General features: G+C 73.9%; 16 protein-coding genes. 12 read left to right on the top strand and 4 right to left on the bottom strand.

What is annotated here, in order from left to right; genetic code table 11:
• Positions 1-37: 37 nt before the first annotated feature.
• The 5 genes from ACFQ87_RS00080 to ACFQ87_RS00060 all read left to right on the top strand — a co-directional run bounded on the left by ACFQ87_RS00080 (position 38) and on the right by ACFQ87_RS00060 (position 5,005).
• Positions 38-1,513 (top strand): NAD(P)H-hydrate dehydratase, encoded by a 1,476-nt coding sequence (locus tag ACFQ87_RS00080; protein WP_380608243.1) that lies wholly within the window; start codon positions 38-40, stop codon positions 1,511-1,513.
• A gap of 153 nt (positions 1,514-1,666) precedes the next feature.
• Complete coding sequence (alr, locus tag ACFQ87_RS00075) at positions 1,667-2,866, top strand: alanine racemase (RefSeq protein ID WP_380608242.1); 1,200 nt, start codon at positions 1,667-1,669, stop codon at positions 2,864-2,866.
• The gene (locus tag ACFQ87_RS00070) at positions 2,863-4,101 is read left to right on the top strand and encodes an alpha/beta fold hydrolase (RefSeq protein ID WP_380608240.1); all 1,239 of its coding nucleotides are present in this window, start codon (positions 2,863-2,865) and stop codon (positions 4,099-4,101) included. Before alr ends, ACFQ87_RS00070 begins: the two co-directional genes overlap by 4 nt.
• 109 nt (positions 4,102-4,210) lie before the next feature.
• Positions 4,211-4,705, top strand: a complete 495-nt coding sequence (tsaE, locus tag ACFQ87_RS00065) for a tRNA (adenosine(37)-N6)-threonylcarbamoyltransferase complex ATPase subunit type 1 TsaE (protein ID WP_380608239.1) — start codon at positions 4,211-4,213, stop codon at positions 4,703-4,705.
• Positions 4,706-4,810: 105 nt separating this feature from the next.
• Entirely contained in the window at positions 4,811-5,005 is a 195-nt protein-coding gene (locus tag ACFQ87_RS00060) for a hypothetical protein (RefSeq protein ID WP_380608238.1), read from the top strand.
• Positions 5,006-5,013: 8 nt separating this feature from the next.
• On the opposite strand, the gene ACFQ87_RS00055 is transcribed toward ACFQ87_RS00060, so the two are convergent.
• The gene (locus tag ACFQ87_RS00055) at positions 5,014-5,583 is read right to left on the bottom strand and encodes a hypothetical protein (RefSeq protein ID WP_380608716.1); all 570 of its coding nucleotides are present in this window, start codon (positions 5,581-5,583) and stop codon (positions 5,014-5,016) included.
• A 156-nt stretch (positions 5,584-5,739) separates the two neighbouring features.
• Here ACFQ87_RS00055 and tsaB point away from each other — a divergent pair, with 156 nt between their 5' ends.
• From tsaB to ACFQ87_RS00030, 5 genes are all read left to right on the top strand, one after another.
• The gene (tsaB, locus tag ACFQ87_RS00050; RefSeq protein ID WP_380608237.1) at positions 5,740-6,396 is read left to right on the top strand and encodes a tRNA (adenosine(37)-N6)-threonylcarbamoyltransferase complex dimerization subunit type 1 TsaB; all 657 of its coding nucleotides are present in this window, start codon (positions 5,740-5,742) and stop codon (positions 6,394-6,396) included.
• Between the two features lie 23 nt (positions 6,397-6,419).
• The gene (gene rimI / locus ACFQ87_RS00045) at positions 6,420-6,908 is read left to right on the top strand and encodes a ribosomal protein S18-alanine N-acetyltransferase (RefSeq protein WP_380608715.1); all 489 of its coding nucleotides are present in this window, start codon (positions 6,420-6,422) and stop codon (positions 6,906-6,908) included.
• Positions 6,901-8,007 (top strand): tRNA (adenosine(37)-N6)-threonylcarbamoyltransferase complex transferase subunit TsaD, encoded by a 1,107-nt coding sequence (gene tsaD, locus ACFQ87_RS00040; RefSeq protein WP_380608236.1) that lies wholly within the window; start codon positions 6,901-6,903, stop codon positions 8,005-8,007. Before rimI ends, tsaD begins: the two co-directional genes overlap by 8 nt.
• A complete protein-coding gene (locus tag ACFQ87_RS00035; RefSeq protein WP_380608234.1) occupies positions 8,004-8,264 on the top strand; it encodes a hypothetical protein in 261 nt (86 codons plus the stop codon). Before tsaD ends, ACFQ87_RS00035 begins: the two co-directional genes overlap by 4 nt.
• Positions 8,265-8,343: 79 nt before the next feature.
• Complete coding sequence (locus tag ACFQ87_RS00030; protein ID WP_380608233.1) at positions 8,344-9,252, top strand: polysaccharide deacetylase family protein; 909 nt, start codon at positions 8,344-8,346, stop codon at positions 9,250-9,252.
• Positions 9,253-9,260: 8 nt separating this feature from the next.
• Here the strand turns inward: ACFQ87_RS00030 and ACFQ87_RS00025 are convergent, their stop codons facing one another.
• The 3 genes from ACFQ87_RS00025 to ACFQ87_RS00015 are packed head-to-tail and all read right to left on the bottom strand — an operon-like array spanning position 9,261 to position 11,052.
• Complete coding sequence (locus tag ACFQ87_RS00025) at positions 9,261-10,436, bottom strand: SAM-dependent methyltransferase (protein WP_380608232.1); 1,176 nt, start codon at positions 10,434-10,436, stop codon at positions 9,261-9,263.
• Positions 10,437-10,453: 17 nt separating this feature from the next.
• The gene (locus tag ACFQ87_RS00020) at positions 10,454-10,714 is read right to left on the bottom strand and encodes a hypothetical protein (protein WP_380608231.1); all 261 of its coding nucleotides are present in this window, start codon (positions 10,712-10,714) and stop codon (positions 10,454-10,456) included.
• Positions 10,715-10,737: 23 nt separating this feature from the next.
• Positions 10,738-11,052, bottom strand: a complete 315-nt coding sequence (locus tag ACFQ87_RS00015) for a hypothetical protein (protein ID WP_380608230.1) — start codon at positions 11,050-11,052, stop codon at positions 10,738-10,740.
• Positions 11,053-11,300: 248 nt separating this feature from the next.
• Between ACFQ87_RS00015 and groES the strand changes: the two genes are divergently transcribed.
• On the top strand, positions 11,301-11,606 hold the full coding sequence (groES, locus tag ACFQ87_RS00010) for a co-chaperone GroES (RefSeq protein ID WP_014136232.1): 306 nt from the start codon (positions 11,301-11,303) through the stop codon (positions 11,604-11,606).
• A gap of 116 nt (positions 11,607-11,722) precedes the next feature.
• Positions 11,723-13,354, top strand: coding sequence for a chaperonin GroEL (groL, locus tag ACFQ87_RS00005; protein WP_380608229.1), 1,632 nt, complete (start codon positions 11,723-11,725; stop codon positions 13,352-13,354).
• Positions 13,355-13,588 lie beyond the last annotated feature (234 nt).

Below are 13,588 nucleotides of genomic sequence, written 5' to 3'. Positions count from 1 at the left end.
AGCGTCGGCGGTAGTCGACCGCCGAAGGAGCCCCGCCATGCGTCATGCACACCCTGTGGAAACCGTCCGGGCCGCCGAGGCCGCGCTGATGGCCCGGTTGCCGGAGGGCACCCTGATGCAGCGGGCGGCCGCCGGGCTGGCGGCGACCTGCGCCCGACTGCTGACGCGGCGTCGGGGGCGGGTGTACGGCAGTCGGGTGACGGTGCTGGCGGGCAGTGGGGACAACGGGGGTGACGCCCTGTACGCCGGGGCGGCGCTGGCCCGGCGCGGGGCGCGGGTGACGGCGGTGCTGCTCGCGCCGCAGAAGGCGCATCAGGGCGGGCTGGCCGCGCTGCGGGCCGCGGGCGGACGGGTGACGGCGGAGCGGGAAGTCGGCCTGGCCGACTTCTCACGCGCGGACCTGGTACTGGACGGGATCGTCGGCATCGGCGGCCGGGGCGGGCTGCGCCCCGAGGCGGAGCCGTACGCGCGGGCCGAGCGGCGCGGCACGGTGGTGGCGGTGGACCTGCCCAGCGGGGTCGAGGCGGACACCGGCGAGGTGCCGGGGGCGGCGCTGCGCGCGGACGTCACGGTCTGCTTCGGCACGTACAAGCCGGGGCTGCTGATCGACCCGGGGGCCTCGTACGCGGGCGCGGTGCAGCTGGTGGACATCGGGCTGGAGCTGCCGGAGCCGGAGGTGACGGTCCTGCAGCACGCGGACGTGGCGGCGCTGCTGCCGTTGCCGGGCGCGGAGAGCGACAAGTACCGGCGCGGCGTGGTCGGGGTGGCGGCCGGTTCGGCGACGTACCCGGGGGCGGCGCTGCTGGCGGTCGCCGGGGCGCTGCGGGGTGGCGCGGGCGCCGTCCGGTACGTCGGTACGGCGGCCGAGGAGGTGGTGCGGCGCTTCCCGGAGACGCTGGTCACCGAGGGCGGGCCGGCCGGGGCCGGCCGGGTGCAGGCCTGGGTGGTCGGGCCGGGCGGCGGCGAGGGGGCGCGGCAGGCGCTGGCCGAGGCGTTGGCGGCTGACGTCCCGGTGCTGGTGGACGCGGACGGGCTGACCGAGCTGGGCCGGCTCGGCCCGCGGGCGCTGGCCGGCCGCACCGCGCCGACCCTGCTCACCCCGCACACCGGCGAGGCCGCCCGGCTGCTCGCGGGCGCCGAGGGCACCGCGCCGCCCGCCGCCGAGGAGCTGGCCGCCACCCGGCTGGCCGCCGCCCGGCGGCTGGCGGCCGCCTACCGGGCCACCGTGCTGCTGAAGGGCTCCACCACGGTGGTGGCCGACCCGGGTGGGGCCGTCCGGGTGAACCCGACCGGCACCGCCTGGCTCGCCACCGCGGGCAGCGGGGACGTGCTGGCCGGTCTGGCCGGCTCGCTGCTGGCCTCGGGCCTGTCGCCGCTGGACGCCGCCTCGGCGGCCGCCTACCTGCACGGCCTGGCGGGCCGCGAGGCGGCGGGCGCCCCGGGCGCGCCGGTGACGGCGACGGGCGTCGCCGGGGCGCTCCCGGCGGTCTGGCGGGCGGTGTGTCAGGGATAGTCGAACGGAACCGAACCGTCCGTCCGGGGCGTCCCAGACACCGCGGACCAGTCGTCCGCCGCAGGTCGGCGGGGTGCCCGGCGCCCCGGTGCCGACCGCCGCGCCGATGGGCCGTTCGGCGAGGACTCCGGGACGTCTGGGAGACTGACCCTGATGACAACTGCGAACACGATCGGCACAGCCACCCTCACCGACGGCGTACGGGCTGAGGCGACCATCGATCTCGCCGCCCTGCGCGGCAACCTCGCCGCGCTGCGCGAGCGCGTCGGCGACTCCGCCGTGATGCTCGCGGTCAAGGCCGACGCCTACGGCCACGGCGCGGTCGAGTGCGCCCGGGAGGCGGTCGCGAACGGGGTCGGCTGGCTCGGCTGCGCGACGCCCGAGGAGGCGCTGGCGCTGCGGGCCGCGGGCATCCGCCCGGAGCGGGCCCGCATCCTGTGCTGGCTGTGGACGCCCGGCGGGCCGTGGCGCGAGGCGCTGCGCGCGGACCTGGACATCTCGGTCAGCGGCCAGTGGGCGCTGGAGGAGCTGCTGTCGGCCGTCCGGGAGACCGGCATCCCGGCGCGGGTCCACCTGAAGGCCGACACCGGCCTGGGCCGCAACGGCTGCCAGCCGCACGACTGGCCGCAGCTGGTGGCGAACGCCCGGCGCGCCGAGGCCGAGGGGCTGCTGAAGGTCGTCGGCATCTGGTCGCACTTCGCCGCCGCCGACGAGCCCGGCCACCCGTCGATCCAGGCCCAGCTGGACTCCTACCGCGCCGCGCTGGCGCACGCCGAGGCCGCCGGGCTGCGCCCGGAGGTCCGGCACCTGGCGAACTCCCCGGCCACCCTGCTGCTGCCCGAGACGCACCTCGACCTGGTCCGCACCGGTCTGGCCGCGTACGGACTGTCGCCGGTGCCCGAGGTCGGCTCCCCGGCGGACTTCGGGCTGCGCCCGGTCATGGCGCTGACCGCCCGGCTGGCGCTGGTCAAGCACGTCCCCGGCGGGCACGGGGTCAGCTACGGCCACCACTACGTGACGCCCGGCCCGACCACCCTGGGGCTCGTCCCGGTCGGCTACGGCGACGGCGTCCCGCGCCACGCCAGCGGCACCGGCCCGGTGCAGATCGGCGGCAAGTGGCGCACGGTGGCCGGCCGGGTCGCGATGGACCAGTTCGTGGTGGACCTGGGCGGCGACACCCCCGAGATCGGCGACGAGGTGCTGCTGTTCGGCAACGGCGAGCGCGGTGAGCCGACCGCCGAGGACTGGGCCCGCGCCTGCGGCTCCATCTCGTACGAGGTCATCACCCGGATCGGCGCCCGGGTACCCCGCCGCTACCTGGGCGGCAGCCACCGCGAGGGCCTGCCGGCATGACCGGCACCCCGGCCGAGAGCAATCCGGTCGCGGCGGTGGCCAAGGCGGCCGGCGCGGCGTCCGGCGTGAGCCGGGCCGGTGTGATCGGGATCTCCGTCGGCGTGCTGGCGGCCGGCGCGGCCGCGGGCGTCGCGATCGAGCGGCTGACGGTCGGCCGGGCGATGCGCCGCCGGGCCCGGGCCGAGCTGGACGCCACCGCCTCGTACGGCTCGCTGCGCGGGCGCCCGCTGACGGTGGCCGCGCCGGACGGCACGGATCTGTACGTGGAGTTGGACGGCCCCCGCCCCGAGCTGGACGGCCCCCGCCCCGAGCCGCTGACTGTGGTGTTCTGCCACGGCTACTGCCTCAACCAGGACAGCTGGCACTTCCAGCGCGCCGCGTTGCGCGAGGGCATGCGGCTGGTCTTCTGGGACCAGCGCAGCCACGGCCGCTCCGAGCGCTCCCGCTCGTACCTGGCCGGTGATCCGGCGAGCATCGATCAGCTGGGCGGCGACCTCAAGGCGGTGCTGGACGCCGTCGCGCCGACCGGGCCGCTGGTGCTGGTGGGCCATTCGATGGGCGGCATGACGGTGATGGCGCTGGCCGAGCAGCACCCGGAGCTGTTCCGGGAGCGCGTCGCCGGGGTCGCGCTGGTCGGCACCCTGGCAGGGGACTGGGACGAGGTGAGCCTCGGGCTGCCGAAGGCCGGGGCGAAGCTGTTCAAGAAGGTCGCGCCCGGGGTGATGCGGCTGCTGGGCCGTCAGGTGGACCTGGTGGAGGCCACCAGGCGGGTCGGCTCGGACGTGGCCGCCGTCTTCTACCGGAAGTTCTCCTTCGGCGGCCGGGACGTCGACCCCGGTGTGGTGCGCTTCGCCGAGCAGCTGCTGGACGCGACCCCGATCGACGTGGTCGCCGAGTTCTACCCGGCGTTCGACGCGCACGAGAAGTACGCGGCGCTGGACGCGCTGCGCGGTCTGCCCGCCCTGGTGCTGGCCGGGACGAAGGACCTGCTGACGCCCGCGTCGCACAGTGAGGAGATGGCCGAGCGGCTGCCCGGTGCCGAGCTGGTGCTGGTCGAGGGCGCCGGGCACCTGGTGCTGCTGGAGTGCCCCGAGCTGGTCGACCACGAGCTGGCGCGGCTGCTGCGCCGGGCCGCCGACTTCGCCGGCGCCGCGCCGCTGCCGGCGGCCGTCCTGGAGCTCGCCAGCGAGCGGCCCCGGGAGCCGGAGCCGAACCCGGTCGTCGACCCCGCCTGACTCCCGCCCGACCCCCCCGCCCGCCGCGGCGGGGTGCGGCGGTGTGGCACGGTAGCGGTGGCGGCCGGTGGTCGGCGCGCCGCTACGGACCGAAGGGCAAGACACGCGCATGGGCTCGCACGCCACTCTCACCATCCCCACTCCGGAGCGGATGGGCCGGCTCGGCCGGGAGCTGGCCGCGCTGCTGCGGCCGGGTGACCTGGTGCTGCTCTCCGGTGAACTGGGGGCGGGGAAGACCACGCTGACCCGGGGCCTGGGGGAGGGGCTGCAGGTCCGCGGGGCGGTGACCTCGCCGACCTTCGTGATCGCCCGGGTGCACCCCTCGCTGGTCGGCGGCCCGGCCCTGGTGCACGTGGACGCGTACCGGTTGGGCGGGAACCTGGACGAGATGGAGGACCTCGACCTGGACGTCTCGCTGCCGGAGTCGGTGGTCGTGGTCGAGTGGGGCGAGGGCAAGGTCGAGCGGCTGTCCGAGGACCGGTTGGAGGTCCGGATCGAGCGGGCGATCGGCGACACCGCCGGGGAGGACCACGACCCGCGCCGGGTGGTGCTGACCGGCATCGGAGCCCGCTGGTCGGGTGTGGAGCTGGCGAAGCTCGGATAGGCGTTCCCCGTTTTACCGACAGCCTGTCGGCATGGTGTTGCGGGCGGGGTGCCGGGCGTGGTGGGATGGGTGCTGCGGTTAGGTCTGCCTAACTAGGGAGGCGCCATGTCGAGCACCACCCCCGCCCCGGAGCGCGCCGCGCGCGACACCGGGGCCGGAGAGTCCGCCCGCCGCGCTCCGGGAGCGCCGATGCGGGCGCTGCTGGCCGCCTGTGCGGCCGCCGAGGCGGTGTCCACCCCGCCCGAACCGCGGCCGGAGCAGGCCGAGGAGCCCGAGGCGGAGACACCCCGGGCCGCCTAGGGCCTGTCTCAGGCGACCACGACCACCTTGGTGCCGTTGGGCGCGAAGTCCCAGAGCAGCTGCCCTTCGGCGCGGCTGCTGCGGATGCCGCCGGTCTTGGTCTTCGGGTCGGCGGTCGGCGTCGTGCCGTCCATCGCCGAGCTGAAGCCGAACACCACGCCGTTCTGCTGCGCGAAGCGCACCACGTGCTCGATCTGTCGGCCGTCCGTGCCGGTGCCGACCGGGGTGCGGCTGGACACCGAGTAGCTGCCCGGGGTCGGCTCGACCGTGCCCGGGGCGACCTGGAAGGTGGCCGCGACCTGCGGGTTCTTCTTCGGGTCGACCAGCCAGACGTAGTGGCTGCTCACCGAGTAGACCACCCGCGTGCCGCTGCCCGAGCTGGTCGGCAGCGGCGGGGGGGTCGGGGTGGCCGAGGCGCTCGGCGTCGCCGAGGCGACCGGGCCGGTGGACGGCGCGGCGGTGGTGGTGGGACGGGCTCCGCCCGCGCGGTCCTGCGCGCCGTTGGCCTGGAAGGCCAGCAGGCTCACCACCGCCAGGGCCCCCAGGGTCAACCCCGTGACCACCACTCCAGGACCCATCTTCGCCACGTGCCGCTCCCGCCGCCGTCCTCTGTACGTACCGCCCTTATCGTGCCAGGTCCCCTCGGCCGGCCGGCAGCGCCCAGTACGTGTGTTCCGAATGGGGACACCAGCTCGATCAATCGGTCGGCCCAACGTCGGTCTAACCTTGACCCCGTGCTGCTGCTCGCGTTCGACACCGCTACCCCCGCCGTCACCGCCGCCGTCCACGACGGCACGGCCGTCCTCGCCGAGACCCACCAGGTCGACGCCCGACGGCACGGCGAACTGCTGCTGCCCGCGATCGACCAGGTCCTGCGGGCGGCCGGGGTGGACAAGCACCGGCTCACCGGCATCGCGGTCGGCGTCGGCCCCGGCCCGTACACCGGCCTGCGGGTCGGCCTGGTGACCGCCGCCGCGCTCGGCCACGCCCTCGGGCTGCCGGTGCACGGCGTCTGCACCCTGGACGCGATCGCCTTCCAGGCCCGCGCCGAGGGCCTGGCCGGGCAGCCGTTCACGGTGGCCACCGACGCGCGCCGCAAGGAGGTCTACTGGGCCTCCTACGACGCCGAGGGCCGCCGCACCGAGGGCCCCGGCGTGGACCGCCCGGCCGAGCTGACCCCCGAGGCCCGCTCGGTGGGCGCCGGCGCGCTGCTCTACCCCGACGCCTTCCCGGGCGCCCACGGCCCCGAGCACGTCTCGGCCGGCTCCCTGGCCGGCTTCGCCGCGGCTGAGCTGGCCGCCGGCCGCGAGCTGCTGCCGAACCTCCCGCTGTACCTGCGCCGCCCGGACGCCCAGGTCCCCGCCGGCTACAAGGCGGTGCTCCCGGCGTGAACCACGGCACCACCCTGCGCCCGATGCGCTGGTGGGACATCGAGCCGGTGATGGAGCTGGAGCTCAAGCTCTTCCCCGAGGACGCCTGGTCCCACGGGATGTACTGGTCCGAACTCGCCGAGGCCCACCCCGGCGGCACCCGCCACTACACCGTCGCCACCACCGGGGACGGCGCCATCGTCGGTTACGCCGGGCTGATGGCAGTCGCCGGCGAGGGCGACGTCCAGACCATCGCCGTCGACGAGCGCCACCAGGGCGCCGGCCTCGGCGCGGCGCTGCTCACCGACCTGATCGGCGAGGCCGCCCGGCGCGGCTGCGCCGAACTGCTGCTGGAGGTACGGGTGGACAACCCGCGCGCCCAGCGGCTGTACGAGCGCTACGGCTTCGAGCCGGTGGGCATCCGGCGCGGCTACTACCAGCCCGCCAACGTCGACGCGCTGGTGATGCGCCTCGACCTCCCGAGCACTGACAGCACTGACCCGAAGGACATTGAGGACACCCGCCATGGCTGACGAACCGCTCGTCCTCGGCATCGAGACCTCCTGCGACGAGACCGGCGTCGGCATCGTGCGCGGCACCACGCTGCTGGCCGACGCGGTCGCCTCCAGCGTCAACGACCACGCCCGCTTCGGTGGCGTCGTCCCGGAGATCGCCAGCCGCGCCCACCTGGAGGCGATGGTCCCGACCATCCAGCGTGCCCTGGACACCGCCGGGATCAAGGCGAGCGACCTGGACGGCATCGCCGTCACCGCCGGCCCCGGCCTGGCCGGCGCGCTGCTGGTCGGCGTCAGCGCCGCCAAGGCGTACGCCTGGGCGCTGGACAAGCCGCTGTACGGGGTCAACCACCTCGCCTCGCACATCTGCGTCGACCAGCTGGAGCACGGCCGGCTGCCCTCGCCGACGATGGCCCTGCTGGTCTCCGGCGGGCACTCCTCGCTGCTGCTCAGCGAGGACATCACCACGGACGTCCGCCCGCTCGGCGCGACCATCGACGACGCGGCCGGCGAGGCCTTCGACAAGGTCGCCCGGGTGCTCGGCCTGGGCTTCCCGGGCGGACCGATCGTCGACCGGACGGCCCGCGAGGGCGACCGCAAGGCGATCAACTTCCCGCGCGGCCTGAGCGGCAGGAACGACCCCGAGTACGACTTCTCCTTCTCCGGCCTGAAGACCGCCGTCGCCCGCTGGGTGGAGGCCAAGCGCCGGGCCGGCGAGGAGGTGCCGATCGCCGACGTCGCGGCCTCCTTCCAGGAGGCGGTCACCGACGTGCTCACCCGCAAGGCCGTCAAGGCGTGCAAGGACAACGGCGTCGACCACCTGATGATCGGCGGCGGCGTCGCGGCCAACTCCCGGCTGCGTGAGATGGCCCAGCAGCGCTGCGACCGGGCCGGGATCCGGCTGCGGGTGCCCCGGCCGGGCCTGTGCACCGACAACGGCGCGATGGTGGCGGCGCTGGGCTCCGAGATGGTGTGGCGGGGCCGCACGCCCTCCGCCCTCGACCTGTCCGCCGACTCCTCGCTGCCGGTGACCGACGTCCACGTCCCGACTGCGGACAGCGGGCACGGGGACTTCCACGGCCAGGCCTACGACGCCCTCGGCGGGGGCGCCGCGTGACCGTCGCCGCGATGTGGGAGGCCCGGGCGGCGGACGACCGTGGAGCTGAACTCGCCACCTGGGTGCGGGAGTTCGCGCTGCCTGCGGTCCGTGGCGCGGCCGGGCTGGAGCGTCTCGAACTGCTCTCCGCCCCGGGCGAGCGGGTGCTGCTGATCACCTGGTGGAGCGGCGAGCCCGCCCCGGTCGCCGACCCGCCGGCCGAGCTGCTCGGCCGCCCGGTGCACCGCTGGTCCTTCACCAGCGACCACGTCGAGTAGACGCTGGTCGGGAACCGCCGCCCCGGCCGCTACCGTGCATAGCTGAGAGAAGGCTGGACGGGACCGGGAGCGCGGTGCGGTGAACAGGGACGGGCGAAGCAGGACCAGGACGTACGCAGCAGGGGTGCTGGCCCTGCTGGCCTTCGCCACCGCGTGCGGCGACAACGGTGGCGGCGGCGCCACCCCGGCCGCGGCGAAGAACGCCTCGGCCGCGCCCCAGTCGTCCGGCGGCGCCGCACCGACGGCCGGAGCCACCACCCCCGGCGCGGCCCCGGCCGAGGGCGACGCCGCGGCCTGGGCGAAGTGGAACCTCAAGCCGCTCGCCCCGGCCCCCGCGCCGCCCGCGGACAAGCCGATCAAGCTCGAACGCGCCGGCACCGTACCGGTGTTCAGCGACGTGAAGACGAGCGACAAGGTCGTCTTCATCACCATCGACGACGGCGCCGAGAAGGACCCGAAGTTCGTCGAGATGCTGACCGACCTCAAGGTGCCGATCACGATGTTCCTGACCAAGGACATCGTCAAGAACGACTACGGCTACTTCAAACCGCTCCAGGCGCTCGGCAACCACATCCAGAACCACACCGTCACCCACCCGGTGATGAGCAAGCTCTCGGCCGACAAGCAGAAGTCCGAGATCTGCGACGACCAGGCCGCGCTCACCCAGCAGTACGGCACCGCCCCGCTGCTGTTCCGCCCGCCGTTCGGCGACGGCGCCAACACCCCGATGCTCAACACCTCGGTGCAGCAGTGCGGCCCGCGCGCGATCGTGCTCTGGCGCGAGTCGATGCAGATCCACGACATGCAGTACCAGGCCACCGACAAGAAGCTGAAGCCCGGCGACATCATCCTGGCGCACTTCCGCGGCCCCAAGGAGCTCAAGGGCGCCACGATGACCCAGATGTTCGGCGAGCTGCTGGCCCGGATCCAGGAGCAGGGCTTCTCGGTGGCCCGGCTGGACGACTACATCCAGCCGCCCGCCTCCTAGGTCGTCCCTCAGGGCGCCTGGACGGGCCGGCCCAGCATCATCAGCGGGCCGTGGTCGGTGCGGCTGAGGATCACCGTGACGGTGTTCGGCCCGGAGGGCTTGAGCTGACGGCGCAGCTCCTCCGGGGTGATCGCCATGCCGCGCTTCTTGATCACCACCGTGCCGACCTGACGCTCGCGCAGCAGCGCCTTCAGCTTCTTGATGTGGAACGGCAGCACGTCGGTGAGCTCGAAGGCGTGCGCGTACGGGGTGGCGACCAGCCGGTCCGAGGTCAGGTAGGCGATCTTCGGGTCGATCAGCCGGCCGCCGACCTGCTCGGCCACCTCGGCCACCAGGTGCGCCCGGATCACCGCGCCGTCCGGCTCGTACAGGTACCGCCCGACCGGGCCGGCCGGCGGGTCGGGCAGGTCGCCGCCGGTCAGGCTGGCGCCCTGCGGCAGCAGGGTGGCGCGGTGCGGGCGGGCGGACCGGGTGCCGAACCAGAGCACCGCTTCCTTGACGTCCCCGTGGTCGGAGACCCACTCCGCCTCGGCGTCCGCCGGGACGGCCTCGTGCGGGATGCCCGGCGCCACCTTCAGCGCGCCGATCGGGGTCCGCCGCCCGGCCTCGATCGCCCAGGACAGCGGCGGGGCGTACGCCTCGGGGTCGAACACCCGGCCGCGCGAGGTGCGGCGGGCGGGGTCGGTGAACACCGCGTCGTAGCCGGTGACGTCCACCTCGGCGACGTCCGCGCAGCGCACCTCGACCAGCTCGGACAGGCCCAGCGCGGCGGCGTTGGCCGCGGTCGCGGCGCAGGCCGCCGGGTCCTTGTCGACGGCCAGCACCTCGATCCCGGCCCGGGCCAGCGCCAGCACGTCCCCGCCGATGCCGCAGCACAGGTCGGCGAGCCGCCGTACGCCCAATTCGGCGAACCGGCGCGCCCGCCACTCGGCCACACTGCGCCGGGTGGACTGCTCGACCCCGTTGGGCGTGAAGTACATCAGGTCCGCGTCCGCCCCGAACTTCGCCCGCGCCCGCTGCCGCAACCGCGCCTGCCCGAACGCCGCCGACACCAGCTCCGCCGGATGCTCCCGCCGCAGCCGGGTGGCGAGTGCCAACTCCTCCTCGGGCGTGAACTCGCGCAACTCGGCGAGCAGGGCCTGACCCTCGGGGGTCAGCAGGGGCTGGAGGTTCTCGGTGTCCACGGGGCCATTCTCGCCGGTCAATCGAGCAGCCACAGTGCCAGATCGAGGGTGAGCGGAGTGGTCAGGAGGACGACCGGCATGATCCGGTACCCGCGCCGCCGGGCGCGCCGGGCCGCCCACCCGGCCACCAGGAGCGGGATCGAGAACCAGACGGCCTCGACGATGTTGCGGGTGGTCGCCGCGTGTGGGGCGCTGTCCCACATGAGGACGATGACCACCGCGGTCTCGACCGCCATCCCGACCAGCACCGCCACCGCCGCGAGCAGCGCGGAGGCCACGTCTCGCCCCCGGGTCGGCCCGGTCACCGGAGAGCGCCCGAGCAGAACAGCGCCGGCAGGACGAGCGGTGCCAGCCCGGCGATGACCGGGAGGAACCGGTACCCCTTCCGCCAGGTGCGGAAGGCCACCGTGCCGGGCACCCCGAGGACGAGCGCGGTGTCGACGAGCAGAGCGACGGTCAGGACCAGCTCCTGGGCGTGTCCTGGCACGTTCAGGACGAGTGCGATCGTGAGCGAGACGGCGACGAGCGGAAGAACCGCGAGCAGGGGCAGGAGCAGCAGGGCCGGAACCAGATCGTCCGACAGCGCCGGGCCGATGCGCTTGGGCTTCTGAGGCATGGCCTGAGTGTCGGTCGCGGGGCCGGTGCCGCACATGAGTACGGATACTCATCCGCAACACGAGACTTCAGGGCGCGCCGTTGGCACTCTGGTTGACTGAGTGCTAACACCGGCCTATGGTCATCCTTGGCACTCCCCACTGGGGGAGTGCTAACGCGAAGACGCGTGTCTGACCCCCGCGACGGCAGGCTCGCAGGTTCGCCCCTACCCGTTAGAAAACCCCGTAATCTCCGAAGGGGAGCTCGGACGTGACCACCAGCAGCAAGGTTGCCATCAAGCCGCTTGAGGACCGCATTGTGGTCCAGCCGCTCGACGCCGAGACCACCACGGCCTCCGGCCTGGTTATCCCGGACACCGCCAAGGAGAAGCCCCAGGAGGGCGTCGTCCTGGCCGTCGGCCCGGGCCGCTTTGAGGACGGCCAGCGTCTGCCGCTCGACGTCGCCGTCGGTGACATCGTCCTGTACTCGAAGTACGGCGGCACCGAGGTGAAGTACCAGGGCGAGGAGTACCTGGTGCTCTCCGCCCGCGACGTTCTCGCGATCATCGAGAAGTAAGACGTCTCGACCCGCCCCGGATCCGTGTCCCAAGTGACAGGGGCCCGGGGCGTGGTTGTTGGTTCACGTAGTTCGGCGGCCGCTGGGCCGGCCGCAGCCCCGAGGGAATAGGGAACATGGCGAAGATCCTGCAGTTCGACGAGGACGCCCGCCGCTCGCTGGAGCGCGGTGTCAACAAGCTGGCCGACACCGTCAAGGTGACCATCGGCCCCAAGGGCCGCAACGTCGTCATCGACAAGAAGTTCGGCGCCCCGACCATCACCAACGACGGTGTCACCATCGCCCGCGAGGTCGAGCTGGACGACCCGTACGAGAACCTTGGCGCGCAGCTCGTCAAGGAGGTCGCCACCAAGACCAACGACGTCGCGGGTGACGGCACCACCACCGCCACCGTGCTGGCCCAGGCCCTGGTCAACGAGGGTCTGCGCAACGTCGCCGCCGGTGCCGGCCCGGCCGCCCTGAAGAAGGGCATCGACAAGGCCGTCGCCGCCGTCTCCGAGCACCTGCTGTCGGTGGCCCGCGAGATCGAGGGCAAGGACGACGTCGCCGCCGTCGCGTCCCTCTCCGCCCAGGACACCCAGGTCGGCGAGCTGATCGCCGAGGCGATCGACAAGGTCGGCAAGGACGGTGTCATCACCGTCGAGGAGTCGAACACCTTCGGCGTGGAGCTGGACTTCACCGAGGGCATGCAGTTCGACAAGGGCTACCTGTCGCCGTACTTCGTCACCGACGCGGAGCGGCAGGAGGCGGTCCTGGAGGACCCGTACATCCTGATCAACCAGGGCAAGGTCTCCTCCATTCAGGAGCTGCTGCCGCTGCTGGAGAAGATCCTGCAGGGCGGTGCCTCCAAGCCGCTGCTGATCATCGCCGAGGACGTCGACGGCGAGGCGCTGTCGACCCTGGTCGTGAACAAGATCCGCGGCACCTTCAACGCCGTCGCCGTGAAGGCCCCGGGCTTCGGCGACCGCCGCAAGGCGATCCTCGGCGACCTGGCCGTCCTGACCGGTGGCCAGGTCATCTCCGAGGAGGTCGGCCTCAAGCTCGACCAGGTCGGCCTGGACGTGCTGGGCACCGCCCGCCGCGTGACCATCACCAAGGACGAGACCACGATCGTCGACGGTGCCGGTGACGCCGAGGCCGTGGCCGGCCGTGTCGCCCAGATCAAGGGCGAGATCGCCGCGACCGACTCCGACTGGGACCGCGAGAAGCTGCAGGAGCGCCTGGCCAAGCTGGCCGGCGGCGTCTGCGTCATCAAGGTCGGCGCCGCCACCGAGGTGGAGCTGAAGGAGCGCAAGCACCGCCTGGAGGACGCCATCTCGGCGACCCGCGCCGCGGTCGAGGAGGGCATCGTCGCCGGTGGTGGCGCCTCCCTGGTCCACGCCGCCAAGGTGCTGAACGACGGCCTGGGCCTGTCGGGCGACGAGGCCACCGGTGTCGCCGTGGTCCGCAAGGCGCTGCACGAGCCGCTGCGCTGGATCGCCCAGAACGCCGGCCTGGAGGGCTACGTCATCACCTCCAAGGTCTCCGAGCTGGAGATCGGCCAGGGCTACAACGCCGCCACCGGCGAGTACGGCGACCTGGTGAAGGCCGGCGTCATCGACCCGGTCAAGGTCACCCGCTCCGCGCTGGAGAACGCCGCCTCGATCGCCTCCCTGCTCCTCACCACCGAGACCCTCGTGGTGGAGAAGAAGGAGGAGGAGGCCGAGAACGGTCACGGCCACTCGCACGGCCACGGCCACTCGCACTGAGGCTCCGACGCCTGACCGGAGGCCCGGTCCGCCCCCTCGGGGAGGCGGGCCGGGCCTCCGGCTGTTACTCGCCGCCCGCTCGCCTCCGGGGCTGAGATTCGCCCGCTCGCCTCCGGGGCGCTCGGACCCGGTGCCGACGGTCGGCGCTCCGGCGCTCGTGCCTCGCTGGTCGCTTCTCCCTTTCGGCACCGGCGCGCCCCTTCGGCTCGGGGCGGGGACTCGCCCGCTCGCCTC

This window comes from Kitasatospora sp. NPDC056531 (assembly GCF_042794375.1).
Lineage (GTDB): Bacteria > Actinomycetota > Actinomycetes > Streptomycetales > Streptomycetaceae > Kitasatospora.
This window is presented reverse-complemented; position numbering and strand designations above follow the sequence as displayed.